The sequence below is a fragment of the Atlantibacter subterraneus genome (assembly GCF_007570865.1).
Classification (GTDB): Bacteria; Pseudomonadota; Gammaproteobacteria; order Enterobacterales; family Enterobacteriaceae; genus Atlantibacter; species Atlantibacter subterraneus.
Window position 1 is genome coordinate 154,041 of the sequence record NZ_VLPS01000006.1, and the last position, 12,394, is coordinate 166,434.

The window sequence follows — 12,394 nt, forward strand, 5'->3', positions numbered from 1 at the left end:
TTTTATGCTGTTCCTGGCCTGGTTTTTAAAACCAGGCAACACCCAAAGGGGGGCGATTCTAGCGACGCCCAGATTAAATGTCAGTCATCAGATTCAGAAAAGCTTTTACGCGTTTTTACCTGGCTCATGCTTTCCAGGATGCGGTGATAATTATCGAAACGGCTTTCCGCAATTTTTCCCTGCTCGACCGCTTCACGAATGGCGCAGCCAGGGTCGGTGTCATGCTTGCAGTCGCGGTATTTGCAGTGGCCCAGATAGTCGTGGAATTCGACAAAGCCCTGGGTGATTTGTTCCGGTTCAAGATGCCACAGACCAAATTCACGTACCCCTGGGGAATCAATCACATCGCCGCCGTGCGGGAAGTGATACAGCCGTGCGGCGGTTGTGGTGTGTTGTCCCAGCCCTGATACGTCAGAAACGTCGTTGGTGAGAATACTGTCGTCGGTCAGTCCCAGCAGGGCGTTCAGCAGGCTCGATTTACCAACGCCTGATTGCCCGGCGAAGATACTGATCCGGTCGGTGAGGGCAGTTTGCAGTTGCTGTAAGCCGTTCTGCTGATGGCTGGAGACCATCAGGACGCGATAGCCGATCCCGCGATAGATATCCATCTGCTCATTCACAAAAGCCATGCCCGCGTCGTCCAGCAGGTCGATCTTGTTCAGTACGATCAGTGGCTCGACGTTCAGGGTTTCGCAGGCCACCAGATAGCGATCGATAATATTAAGTGACAACTCGGGGAGGATCGCGGAAACAATCACGATCTGGTCGATATTGGCGGCGATAGGTTTTACCCCATCATAAAAATCAGGGCGGGTCAGCACCGAGGTGCGCTCATGTACGGCTTCGACGATGCCTTTCACCGCCATGCCTTCCGCCGCACTTTTACCCGGACGCCAGACAACGCGGTCGCCGGTCACCAGCGAACGAATGGTACGGCGAATGTTACAGCGGTGCACTGAACCGTCTGGTGCCTCGACATCGGCATGCATACCAAAACGGCTGATCACCACGCCTTCGCCCGGCTCGCCAAACAGGTTATCGTCGTAATCCACCTTCTCCGGCGTCTTTAACCGACGCTGGTGGTTCGCTTTCACACGGCGCTGTTGCCCTTTGGAGAGTTTATTTTTGCTCAATCGTGCTGGCTCCTGGTCGCCCGGAATGGGCAAAACCTCTATGATACACACTAATTTTATATGAATTAACCGATCGTCACATTGAAGACGCCAGAAGGGTGGAAAATAGCATGAGTGGAAATGAAAATAATCTGATTTGGATCGATCTGGAGATGACGGGGCTGGATCCCGAGCGCGACCGCATTATCGAAATCGCCACTCTGGTTACCGATGCGAATCTGAATATCCTGGCGGAAGGGCCGGTGATCGCGGTGCATCAGTCGGACGAACAGCTGGCGCTGATGGATGACTGGAACGTGCGTACCCATACCGGCAGCGGCCTGGTGGATCGCGTGAAGGCCAGTACTCTGGACGACCGCGCGGCAGAACTGGCGACCATCGAGTTCCTGAAACAGTGGGTGCCAGCTAATACCTCGCCAATCTGCGGCAACAGCATCGGCCAGGATCGCCGCTTCCTGTTTAAGTACATGCCGGAACTGGAAGCCTATTTCCACTATCGCTATCTGGACGTCAGCACGCTGAAAGAGCTGGCGCGCCGCTGGAAGCCGGAAATTTTAGTGGGTCTGAAAAAAGAAGGGTCGCACCAGGCGCTGGATGATATCCGTGAGTCGGTGGCGGAGCTGGCGTATTACCGCGAGCACTTTATCAAGCTGTAATAAAAAGGGGATGCCAGAATTTGTGATTAATTGCATGACATCCCCTTTTTGAACAAAAATTCGCGCTTTTTACCTTGATAACAGCGCCTTTTTGCCTAAAAGAGGGCATAAGCGGTAAAACTCGTCAATTTATGATTTCCGGTTTTCAGGCGACACTTTGTACAGATTACGAGGAGGTCGCCATGAGAAACTTTTATCTTAACTACTTTATCGCCACATCCGCCGTGTGCCATCGTTGGTTCCGCTTTATCACCCCACAGCAAAAAAGCGAGATGCTGGAATGGTTGGTACAAAGCAAACTGGTGCGTTGATCTTCAGGCCGCTTTCGCGGCCTGAATTGTTTTTAGTTCAGCCCCAGCGTGCCGAATGCGTTTTGCCAGTCCTGCTCGAACTTCGCTACCGCCGCCGTGACCGCAGGCGCATTGATAAACTGCTCCGCCACGTCCAGTGGCAGAGTGATGGCTTCACAGCCCGCCAACAGGCAGTCCAGCGCCTGACGCGGTGTTTTAAAGCTCGCAGCCAGCACTTTCGAACCCGGCGCATGCAGCGTTAACAACTGCTGGAGCTCGGTAACGGTTTTGATCCCGTCGCCGCCCTGGGCATCAACGCGGTTCACATACGGCGCGACGTATTCCGCGCCCGCCAGCGCGCTTAACAAGCCTTGAGCAGCACCGTAAACCGCCGTACCCAGCGTGGGAACGCCTTTGGTTTTCAGGATCTTGATTGCCGCCAGGCCTTCCGGCGTCACCGGCACTTTGACCACCAGATCGGGAATGATTTCCCGCAGCGCCAGCGCTTCGTCCACCATCTTTTCCGCCTGAGCAGCCATCACCTGCGCGAATAAACGCCCTTTACCGCCCAGCGCCTCCTGTAATTCCGGCAGCACCACGCTCACGGGTTTTTTCCCGCTGGCGACAATGCTGGGGTTGGTGGTAATGCCCGCCAAAGGGAAGATCCGCGCCAGGCGGGCCACCGCCGCAACGTCGGCAGTATCAAGATAAAGTTCCATCGTTTCGTCCTCAAAATGTGAAATGCAGCAACTTAGCGCAGTATATCTTCGCCCTTCACCGACTGATTGATCGAAATCAATGTTACTTTCTTTCGAAAGTCATTTAATTTTCATACGCAACATACACGGTGAATTTTATGATTTTCAATATCCAGCGCTACTCGACCCACGACGGCCCCGGCATTCGTACCGTGGTGTTTCTGAAAGGGTGCTCTCTCGGGTGCCGCTGGTGCCAGAATCCGGAAAGCCGTTCACGCGAACGCGACGTGCTGTTTGAGCCCCGCCTGTGCCTTGAAGGCTGCGATCTTTGCCAGCAGGCGCTGCCGGACATCATCCAACGTAGCCTGACCGGGCTGATTATTCACCGTGAAAAGCTGGAAACTGCACATCTCGACCGTTTACAGGACTGCTGCCCTACTCAGGCGCTGACGGTTTACGGCGAAGAGAAAAGCGTTGAGCAGATTATGGCGACGGTGCTGCGCGATAAGCCATTTTATGACCGCAGCGGCGGCGGGCTGACCCTGTCGGGCGGCGAACCCTTTATGAACCCCGAGATGGCGCTGGCGCTGCTAAAAGCCAGCCATGAGCAGGGCATTCATACCGCCGTAGAAACCTGCCTGCACGTGCCCTGGCACTATGTTGAGCCCTCGCTTCCGTATACCGACCTGTTTCTCGCCGATCTTAAGCACGTGGATGACGCAGCGTTTAAAACATGGACCGACGGCTCAGCCCGGCGCGTAATGAAGAATCTGGAAAACGTGGCGGCAGCTGGCAAGCAAATGATTATCCGCGTCCCGCTGATCCCCGGTTTTAACGCCGACGAAGCGTCAATCCAGGCGATTACTGACTTCGCCGCAGAAAAGCTCAACGTCAAAGAGATTCATTTTTTGCCCTATCACACTCTGGGCATCAACAAATATCACCTGTTAAACCAACCCTACCTGGCGCCGGACAAACCGCTCGATGCGCCGGAATTGCTTGATTTTGCCCAGTCCTGCGCCCGTGAGAAGGGCCTGACGGCTACCTTGAGAGGATAATGTCATGACCACCCTGAAACTGGATGTGCTGAGCGACCGTATTAAGGCGCACAAAAACGCCCTGGTGCATATTGTTAAGCCGCCGGTCTGTACCGAGCGCGCCCGGCATTACACCGCGGTTTATCAACAAAATATGGATAAGCCGATTCCGGTACGCCGCGCGCTGGCGCTGGCCCATCACCTGGCGGAACGCACCATCTGGATCAAACACGACGAGCTGATTATCGGCAACCAGGCGAGCGAAGTGCGCGCCGCGCCGATTTTCCCGGAATACACCGTATCGTGGATCGAAAAAGAGATCGACGATCTGGCCGAACGTCCGGGCGCAGGGTTTGCGGTGAGCGAAGAGAATAAACGCGTGCTGCATGAGATTTGCCCGTGGTGGCGCGGGCAAACGGTGCAGGATCGCTGCTACGGCATGTTTACCAGCGAGCAAAAGGCGCTGTTGGATACCGGCATCATCAAAGCCGAAGGCAATATGACCTCCGGCGACGCCCATCTGGCGGTGAATTTCCCGCTGCTGCTGGAGCTGGGTATGGACGGAATGCGCGCCAAAGTGGCCGAGCGCCGCTCGCGCATCAATCTGACCGTGCTGGACGATTTGCACGGCGAACAGTTCCTGAAAGCCATTGATATAACCCTTGAAGCCGTCAGCCATCATATTCTGCGTTTTGCTGCGCTGGCGCAGCAGATGGCGCAGCAGGAAACTCGCGAAACGCGTAAAGCCGAGCTGCTTGCTATTGCTGAAAACTGTGAAGTCATCGCCCACGAGCCGCCAAAAACCTTCTGGCAGGCGTTGCAGCTGTGCTACTTCATCCAGCTGATTTTGCAGATCGAGTCTAACGGACACTCGGTGTCGTTTGGCCGCATGGATCAGTATCTCTACCCGTGGTATCGCCGCGATGTGGAGCTGGAGCAGTCGCTGACTCGCGAACAGGCCATCGAAATGCTGCACAGCTGCTGGCTGAAGCTACTGGAAGTGAACAAAATCCGCTCCGGCTCACATTCAAAAGCCTCGGCGGGCAGCCCGCTGTACCAGAACGTGACCATCGGCGGCCAGAATCTGGTGAACGGCGTGGCAACGGATGCGGTCAACCCGCTGTCTTACGCCATCCTGGAATCCTGCGGACGCCTGCGCTCTACCCAACCGAACCTCAGCGTGCGCTATCACGCTGGTATCAGCGACGACTTTCTGGACGCCTGCGTACAGGTGATTCGCTGCGGCTTTGGGATGCCGGCATTCAACAACGATGAAATTGTGATCCCGGAATTCATCAAGCTTGGCGTGGAGCCGGAAGACGCGTATCAATATGCCGCCATTGGCTGCATCGAAACCGCCGTGGGCGGCAAATGGGGTTACCGCTGCACCGGCATGAGCTTTATCAACTTCGCACGCGTGATGCTGGCGGCGCTGGAAGGGGGCAAAGACGCCACCAGCGGTAAAGTCTTCCTGCCGCAGGAACTGGCGCTTTCAAAGGGTAATTTCAGTCAGTTTGACGAAGTGATGGCGGCCTGGGATAACCAAATCCGCTACTACACCCGTAAATCTATCGAAATCGAATACGTGGTGGACACCATGCTGGAGGAGAACGTCCACGATATTCTCTGTTCGGCGCTGGTGGATGACTGCATCGAGCGCGCGAAGAGCATCAAGCAGGGCGGCGCGAAATATGACTGGGTATCCGGTTTGCAGGTGGGGATCGCGAACCTGGGCAACAGCCTGGCGGCGGTGAAAAAGCTGGTGTTCGAGCAGGGCGCTATTGGTCAGCAGCAGCTGGCGCAGGCGCTGGCAGAGGATTTCGACGGGCTGACCCATGAGCAACTGCGTCAGCGCCTGATCAACAGCGCGCCGAAGTACGGCAACGATGACGACAGCGTGGACGAACTGCTGGCGCGGGCTTATCAGACCTACATCGACGAGATTAAGCAGTACCACAACCCGCGTTACGGCAGGGGGCCAATTGGCGGTAACTACTACGCGGGCACGTCGTCTATCTCTGCTAACGTGCCGTTTGGCGCAGCAACCATGGCAACGCCGGACGGTCGTAAAGCGAAAACGCCGCTGGCGGAAGGGGCCAGCCCGGCGTCCGGGACCGACCACCTGGGGCCAACGGCGGTCATCAGTTCAGTAGGCAAATTGCCGACCGGATCGATTCTTGGGGGCGTATTGCTTAATCAGAAACTGAACCCGGCTACGCTGGAAAATACCAGCGACCGTATCAAGCTGATGATGATGCTGAGAACCTTCTTTGAAGTGCATAAGGGCTGGCATATTCAGTACAACATCGTGTCGCGGGAAACGCTGCTGGAAGCGAAGAAACATCCTGACCAGTATCGCGACCTGGTGGTGCGCGTTGCAGGCTATTCCGCGTTCTTTACCGCGCTGTCGCCGGATGCCCAGGACGATATCATCGCCCGTACCGAGCACACCCTGTAATCCACCTCGCGCAGCGGCAACGCCGCTGCGCTTCCTGACGTTATGAGCTTATGAACGATCGCCAACAGCATATCCTGCAATATGTCACCGACAATAAACGCGTACCGGTTGTGGAACTGGCAGATGTGACAGGCGTGTCGGTAGTCACCGTGCGCCACGATCTTAATTATCTGGAGCAGGGCGCTTATTTAAAGCGCGAGCACGGGTTCGCGGTCGTCGCAGATAACGACAGCGTGGATTCGCGGATGCTGAGCAATTTCCCGGCCAAAAAAGCGCTGGCGGAGTATGCCGCTTCGCTGATTGACGATGGCGAAACGGTATTTATTGAGAACGGCAGTACCAATGCCATTCTGGCGCGCGTGCTGGCGAAAGAGCGCCAGGTGACGGTTATCACCGCCAGCGTGCATATCGCTAATTTGCTGCGTGACAGCCGCTGTGAGGTGATCCTGCTGGGCGGCGTACTGCAAAAGCGCAGCGAGAGCATGGTAGGGCCGCTGGCGCGGCTGGCGTTGGAGCATGTCCATTTTGCGAAGGCGTTTATCGGCATTGACGGCTTTCATTCTGAAACCGGCTTTACCGGCCGCGATATGCTGCGCGCCGATATCGTTGTCACTGCACTGCATAAGTGCGCCAGTAATTACGTATTGACCGACAGCTCCAAATTTGGGGAGATCCATCCCCACGCGCTGGGCCCGCTGTCGCTGGTGCATGAAGTGATTACCGATAGCCACTTACCGGCTATTTTTCGCCAGCAGCTTGATACTGCCGGACTACGCTGTACGCTTATCACAGCAGCGTAAATTTTTTTTGATAACCGTTTTGTAACAACGCTGTTTTTAATTTCGCCATCTTGCTGATAAAATCAGCATTCAGATAAAAATCACAAAAAAACGCTTTGAAAGTATTGCGACAGCGATGATTTCTCGTATAATGCGCCTCCCGTGACAGAGCAGAAATGCAGTTCACGTCGGGCGGGAATAGCTCAGTTGGTAGAGCACGACCTTGCCAAGGTCGGGGTCGCGAGTTCGAGTCTCGTTTCCCGCTCCAAAATTTGATTCAGCACCACCCAATCGCAGGATTTCGAGTTGCAGCTAAGCAGCGCGAAAGACGAAGATTAAGCGGGAATAGCTCAGTTGGTAGAGCACGACCTTGCCAAGGTCGGGGTCGCGAGTTCGAGTCTCGTTTCCCGCTCCAAAATTTGATTCAGCACCATCCAATCGCAGAATTTCGAGTTGCAGCTAAGCAGCGCGAAAGACGAAGATTAAGCGGGAATAGCTCAGTTGGTAGAGCACGACCTTGCCAAGGTCGGGGTCGCGAGTTCGAGTCTCGTTTCCCGCTCCAAATTTCTCACCGATTAAAAATTATCCACAGCAAGTCAACTTGTCTGTAAGCCTTTTTCACGACTTTGAAACAGGGCTTTCAACAGACTTATCCACAGGTTATTTCTTGCCGCTCCGCCGTAGACTACAAGTCACATTTTGACATCTTTTCGCCAGTCTGTTGTTTATTAATAAGATTTTTAAACGGCTAAAATTGTTAATTCGATCACTGACGTATTTTTTACGATTGAATGACAAGGCCTTTTAAATTTTATTCACAGTAGAATTTTCTTAAGCGTCACGCGTTAAACCTTTTTCTATCACCCGCACCAACCGCTGTTTTTGCGGCAGTTGCACCTCGACTGCATCGGCGTTTCGCCTGGTTAATTGTTGCGCAATCGCCCAATCTATATGCTCATCAAGAAGTGGGTGCTCACCTTTTCTTTTTGTTAGCGCGGCGATATTGGCTTCATCCCAGGCCGCGTTACCTAACGCGACGGCGATGTTACGCAGAAAACGCACATGCCCAATGCGGCGGATCGCGGAACCCTCAGTCATTTTCAGGAAATGCGCTTCGCTCCAGCCAAACAGCTCAATCAGCTTAGGGCTGTGTAACGCCTGGCGCGGCGAAAAGTCGGCTTCAACGGTGAGCTGAGAAAAACGGTTCCACGGGCAAATCAGCTGGCAGTCATCGCAGCCGTAGATGCGGTTACCGATGAGCGGACGGAATTCTTCCGGGATAGCGCCTTCCAGTTCAATGGTCAGATAAGAAATGCAGCGACGCGCGTCAACGGTGTAAGGCTCAACAATCGCGCCGGTAGGGCAGATGGTCATACACGCCACACAGCGGCCACAGCCTTCTTCCACAGGTTGATCTACCGGCAGCGGAATATCTACCAGTAATTCGCCAAGGAAAAAGAACGAACCGGCGTTGCGATCGAGAATAAGTGAGTGCTTACCTGTCCAGCCCAGGCCCGCCTTTGCGGCTAACGGGCGCTCAAGCACGGGCGCAGAATCGACAAAGGGTCTAAAATTCAGCGACGCGTACTGCTGCTGAATAGTTTCCCCCAGTTTCTTTAGCCGGTTTCGCATCAGCTTGTGATAATCGCGGCCCAGCGCATAGCGGCTGATATAACCCAGCGAGGGATCTTTTAAAGTGCGCGCAAACGCGGCGTTGGTGGGCAGATAGTTCATCCTGACGCTGATTACGCGCAGGGTGCCGGGCAACAGCTCATGCGGGCGGGCGCGCATCATACCGTGGCGCGCCATCCACTCCATCTCGCCGTGATATTGTTTGTCCAGCCACGCCTGGAGCGCCGGTTCATGGGGGCTTAAATCGGTGTCGGTAATACCGACATGCTGAAAGCCGAGTTCGGCACCCCATTGTTTTATATTTTGCGCGAGAAGATTGAGATCAAGGGGTTCAGACATGACGGACCATCGGCTTACCAATAACCGTAGCAGTATACCACACTCGGTATGGCCGGCTGAGTGGGTGAGAAAGGCGGAGAAAGAGGCGGCGGATAGCCTCGGCATCACCCTGTACGAATTGATGCTGCGCGCCGGGGACGCCGCGTTTCGGCTGGCGCGCGCGACATGGCCCGAGGCGCAGCACTGGCTGGTGCTGTGCGGTCACGGCAATAACGGCGGCGACGGTTACGTCGTCGCGCGGCTGGCGAAGGCTGAAGGCATCGACGTGACGCTGCTGGCGCTGGAAAGCGAGAAACCGCTTCCTGAAGAGGCGGCTTGCGCCCGCGAGGCCTGGCTGAACGCGGGCGGGGAAATCCACGCCCCGGACGCGCCCTGGCCGCAGGGCGTGTCGCTGATCGTTGATGGCCTGCTGGGAACCGGCCTTGCCAGCGCGCCGCGTCCTGCGGTCAGCGCGCTGATCGATCGCGCCAATGCCGATCCCGCGCCGATTCTGGCGTTAGATATCCCCTCCGGATTATTGGCCGAAACCGGCGCAACCCCCGGCAGTGTGATTATCGCGCAGCAAACGTTAACTTTTATCGCCCTGAAGCCCGGCCTGCTAACCGGGAAAGCCCGCGATGTGGTGGGCGAGCTTCAGGTGAACGCGCTCGGGCTGGAAAGCTGGCTGGCGGATAAGCCTGCGGCAATCCAGCGTTACGATGCCGCAACGCTGGTACGCTGGCTAACACCGCGCCGCGCTACGTCGCATAAAGGCGATAACGGACGCTTGCTGGTGATTGGCGGCGACCACGGCACCGCCGGGGCGATACGTCTGGCGGGCGAAGCGGCGCTGCGTACCGGTGCCGGGTTGGTCCGCGTATTGACGCGCCAGGAGAATATCGCCGCGCTGCTCACCGCCCGCCCCGAACTGATGGTGCAGGAATTAACCGATGAATCGCTCGCCAAAGGCCTTGGATGGGCGGACGTGGTGATTATCGGCCCTGGCCTGGGCCAGGAGAAATGGGGCAAACGGGCACTGCAAAAAGTCGAGAATTCGCAAAAACCGATGCTGTGGGATGCGGATGCGCTCAACCTTCTGGCATTCAATCCCGATAAACGTCAGAATCGGGTTATTACGCCGCACCCCGGCGAAGCGGCGCGCCTGCTCAACTGTGACGTCGCGCAAATTGAAAGCGATCGCTTACTCGCAGCCCACCGCCTGGCGAAACGTTATGGCGGCGTTGTGGTCTTAAAGGGGGCGGGTACGCTGGTCGCCAGCGAAAACGGTGAACTCGCGATTGTCGATGCCGGAAATCCCGGTATGGCGACAGGCGGAATGGGCGATGTGTTGTCCGGTGTCATCGGCGCGTTATTAGGTCAAAAACTCGATCTTTATGATGCCGCCTGCGCGGGTTGCGTGGCGCATGCCGCCGCCGCTGACGCCGTCGCCCGCCGTTCTGGTACGCGTGGAATGCTCGCAAGCGATCTGTTTACGACGCTGCACTTGGTTGTTAACCCTGAACTGAATGATGTAAACCATGATTGAACGTGTTATCCCTCTCGCCGATGAACAGGCAACGTTAGATTTCGGCAAGGCCGTGGCGCAGGCCTGTAATGGCGCAACGGTGATTTGGCTGGTGGGTGATTTAGGGGCGGGTAAAACCACCTTTAGTCGTGGTTTCTTGCAGGCGCTGGGCCATAAGGGCAATGTGAAAAGCCCCACCTATACCCTGGTCGAACCGTACGAGCTTGAAGATTTGACCGTGTACCACTTCGATTTATATCGACTGGCGGACCCTGAGGAACTGGAGTTTATGGGGATCCGCGATTATTTCGCCGACAACGCCATTTGCCTGGTGGAGTGGCCGCAACAAGGTGCGGGTGTGCTGCCTGACCCGGATGTCGAAATTCATCTTACTTATCGCGATCGCGGGCGTTCGGCACAGATCAAAGCCGTATCTGCAGCGGGTAACACGTTATTGGCACGTTTAGATCCCAACACCGATCGGGTTGTGGTGTGACACGTCCAGCCATTTAACAAGGATGACGGGATGATACCTTTCATGAAAAAGTGGTTGATTATCGCTTTGCTGGCGCTGTGCGCGCCTGCGTGGGCGGCAAGCTTATCCGATATCCAGGTCTCCAATGGCGATGACCAGGCGCGAATTACGTTCAGCTTTTTTGGCGAGCCTGATTACGCGTTTTCCCACGACGGCCAGCGCAGCGTCGCGCTGGATATTAAACAGACCGGCGTGATCCAGGGGCTGCCGCTGATTTTCAGCGGTAATAATCTGGTGAAAAGCATCCGCTCAGGAACACCGAAAGACACGGGCTCGCTACGCCTGGTGGTCGACCTGACTAAAAACGGCAAAACCCGCGCGGTGAAGCAGCAAAACGGAGCCAATTATACCGTGGTGTTCACCATCGATGCCGATGCGCCGCCTCCACCTCCACCGCCGCCCGTGGTAGCAAAACGGGAAATCACGCCGCCGCCGCGTGCTGTAGAGCCTGCGCGTAACCCGTTTAAAGCGGAATCCGATCGCGTGACCTCAGTGGTGAGCAGCAACACCGTGACGCGGCCAGCCAACGCGCGCAAAGTCTCCGCCAGCGGCGACCGTATTGTGGTCGCGATTGACGCCGGACACGGCGGTCAGGATCCGGGCGCAATCGGCCCTGGCGGCGTGAAAGAGAAAAACGTCACTATCGCCATCGCCCGCAAGCTGCGCACTCTGTTAAACGACGATCCGCTGTTTAAAGGCGTACTGACCCGCGACGGCGATTATTTTATTTCGGTCATGGGCCGTTCCGATGTGGCGCGTAAACAGAACGCCAACGTGCTGGTGTCGATTCACGCTGACGCCGCGCCGAACCGCGACGCCACGGGCGCGTCGGTTTGGGTACTGTCGAATCGCCGCGCCAACAGCGAAATGGCGGGCTGGCTTGAACAGCACGAGAAGCAATCCGAACTGCTGGGCGGGGCGGGCGACGTGCTGGCGAACAGCCAGGCGGACCCGTATCTGAGCCAGGCGGTACTGGATTTGCAGTTCGGCCACTCCCAGCGTGTAGGCTATGACGTGGCGACTAACGTACTGTCGCAGCTGGCGCGGGTCGGTGATTTACACAAGCGCCGCCCGGAACACGCCAGCCTGGGCGTACTGCGCTCGCCGGATATTCCATCCCTGCTGGTGGAGACCGGGTTTATCAGCAATAGCGGCGAAGAGCGCCTGTTAGCGAGCGACGATTACCAGCAGCAGATCGCCGATGCGCTTTATAAGGGCTTGCGTAACTATTTCCTGTCGCATCCGTTACAATCGGCGCCCGGAGAGGGCGGAACCGGCAAAACGGTTAACGCTGGTTCAACGACCACGGGCCAGTTCGCCGTGACGCAATAAG

Annotated in this window: 11 protein-coding genes and 3 tRNA genes; 11 read left to right on the forward strand and 3 right to left on the reverse strand. The window is 56.3% G+C overall.

The features are described from left to right. Positions 1–80: 80 nt before the first annotated feature. Positions 81–1,133, reverse strand: coding sequence for a small ribosomal subunit biogenesis GTPase RsgA (gene rsgA, locus FND52_RS12680; RefSeq protein WP_185760749.1), 1,053 nt, complete (start codon positions 1,131–1,133; stop codon positions 81–83). A 110-nt stretch (positions 1,134–1,243) separates the two neighbouring features. On the opposite strand from rsgA, the gene orn reads away from it, so the two are divergent. Together orn and FND52_RS22045 are read left to right on the forward strand one after the other, a co-directional pair. Beyond that, positions 1,244–1,789, forward strand: coding sequence for an oligoribonuclease (gene orn, locus FND52_RS12685; protein ID WP_144131173.1), 546 nt, complete (start codon positions 1,244–1,246; stop codon positions 1,787–1,789). 182 nt (positions 1,790–1,971) lie between these two features. Then, the gene (locus FND52_RS22045; protein WP_260466691.1) at positions 1,972–2,100 is read left to right on the forward strand and encodes a hypothetical protein; all 129 of its coding nucleotides are present in this window, start codon (positions 1,972–1,974) and stop codon (positions 2,098–2,100) included. A gap of 32 nt (positions 2,101–2,132) precedes the next feature. Here the strand turns inward: FND52_RS22045 and fsa are convergent, their stop codons facing one another. Further along, positions 2,133–2,798, reverse strand: a complete 666-nt coding sequence (gene fsa / locus FND52_RS12690) for a fructose-6-phosphate aldolase (protein ID WP_144131175.1) — start codon at positions 2,796–2,798, stop codon at positions 2,133–2,135. A 137-nt stretch (positions 2,799–2,935) separates the two neighbouring features. Here fsa and FND52_RS12695 point away from each other — a divergent pair, with 137 nt between their 5' ends. The 6 genes from FND52_RS12695 (at position 2,936) to FND52_RS12720 (ending at position 7,613) form a co-directional block, all read left to right on the forward strand. Further along, positions 2,936–3,835, forward strand: a complete 900-nt coding sequence (locus FND52_RS12695) for a glycyl-radical enzyme activating protein (protein ID WP_144131177.1) — start codon at positions 2,936–2,938, stop codon at positions 3,833–3,835. 4 nt (positions 3,836–3,839) lie between these two features. After that, on the forward strand, positions 3,840–6,272 hold the full coding sequence (locus FND52_RS12700) for a formate C-acetyltransferase/glycerol dehydratase family glycyl radical enzyme (RefSeq protein ID WP_144131180.1): 2,433 nt from the start codon (positions 3,840–3,842) through the stop codon (positions 6,270–6,272). A gap of 50 nt (positions 6,273–6,322) precedes the next feature. Further along, a complete protein-coding gene (locus FND52_RS12705; RefSeq protein WP_144131183.1) occupies positions 6,323–7,072 on the forward strand; it encodes a DeoR/GlpR family DNA-binding transcription regulator in 750 nt (249 codons plus the stop codon). 171 nt (positions 7,073–7,243) lie between these two features. Then, positions 7,244–7,319: transfer RNA gene (locus FND52_RS12710), tRNA-Gly, on the forward strand. A 71-nt stretch (positions 7,320–7,390) separates the two neighbouring features. After that, positions 7,391–7,466: transfer RNA gene (locus tag FND52_RS12715), tRNA-Gly, on the forward strand. 71 nt (positions 7,467–7,537) lie between these two features. Then, positions 7,538–7,613 (forward strand) — tRNA-Gly (locus tag FND52_RS12720). 269 nt (positions 7,614–7,882) lie between these two features. Here the strand turns inward: FND52_RS12720 and queG are convergent. Next, on the reverse strand, positions 7,883–9,022 hold the full coding sequence (queG, locus tag FND52_RS12725; RefSeq protein WP_144131185.1) for a tRNA epoxyqueuosine(34) reductase QueG: 1,140 nt from the start codon (positions 9,020–9,022) through the stop codon (positions 7,883–7,885). On the opposite strand from queG, the gene nnr reads away from it, so the two are divergent. From nnr to amiB, 3 genes are read left to right on the forward strand one after another with little or no spacing between them, the layout of a single operon-like run. Continuing rightward, positions 9,021–10,547 (forward strand): bifunctional ADP-dependent NAD(P)H-hydrate dehydratase/NAD(P)H-hydrate epimerase, encoded by a 1,527-nt coding sequence (nnr, locus tag FND52_RS12730; protein WP_144131187.1) that lies wholly within the window; start codon positions 9,021–9,023, stop codon positions 10,545–10,547. The two genes, queG and nnr, sit on opposite strands and share 2 nt — an antisense overlap. Then, entirely contained in the window at positions 10,540–11,022 is a 483-nt protein-coding gene (gene tsaE / locus FND52_RS12735; protein WP_125294164.1) for a tRNA (adenosine(37)-N6)-threonylcarbamoyltransferase complex ATPase subunit type 1 TsaE, read from the forward strand. Before nnr ends, tsaE begins: the two co-directional genes overlap by 8 nt. Before the next feature lie 30 nt (positions 11,023–11,052). After that, entirely contained in the window at positions 11,053–12,393 is a 1,341-nt protein-coding gene (amiB, locus tag FND52_RS12740; protein WP_144131189.1) for an N-acetylmuramoyl-L-alanine amidase AmiB, read from the forward strand. Position 12,394: the final 1 nt, after the last annotated feature.

What these genes read in the sequence shown, in the direction of transcription:
- FND52_RS12695 (WP_144131177.1), top strand. Translation starts at nt 2,936, where the DNA reads ATGATTTTCAATATCCAGCGCTACTCGACCCACGACGGCCCCGGCATT.
- tsaE (WP_125294164.1), top strand. Translation starts at nt 10,540, where the DNA reads ATGATTGAACGTGTTATCCCTCTCGCCGATGAACAGGCAACGTTAGAT.
- amiB (WP_144131189.1), top strand. Translation starts at nt 11,053, where the DNA reads ATGATACCTTTCATGAAAAAGTGGTTGATTATCGCTTTGCTGGCGCTG.
- fsa (WP_144131175.1), bottom strand. Translation starts at nt 2,798, where the DNA reads ATGGAACTTTATCTTGATACTGCCGACGTTGCGGCGGTGGCCCGCCTG.
- FND52_RS12705 (WP_144131183.1), top strand. Translation starts at nt 6,323, where the DNA reads ATGAACGATCGCCAACAGCATATCCTGCAATATGTCACCGACAATAAA.
- queG (WP_144131185.1), bottom strand. Translation starts at nt 9,022, where the DNA reads ATGTCTGAACCCCTTGATCTCAATCTTCTCGCGCAAAATATAAAACAA.
- orn (WP_144131173.1), top strand. Translation starts at nt 1,244, where the DNA reads ATGAGTGGAAATGAAAATAATCTGATTTGGATCGATCTGGAGATGACG.
- nnr (WP_144131187.1), top strand. Translation starts at nt 9,021, where the DNA reads ATGACGGACCATCGGCTTACCAATAACCGTAGCAGTATACCACACTCG.
- FND52_RS22045 (WP_260466691.1), top strand. Translation starts at nt 1,972, where the DNA reads ATGAGAAACTTTTATCTTAACTACTTTATCGCCACATCCGCCGTGTGC.
- FND52_RS12700 (WP_144131180.1), top strand. Translation starts at nt 3,840, where the DNA reads ATGACCACCCTGAAACTGGATGTGCTGAGCGACCGTATTAAGGCGCAC.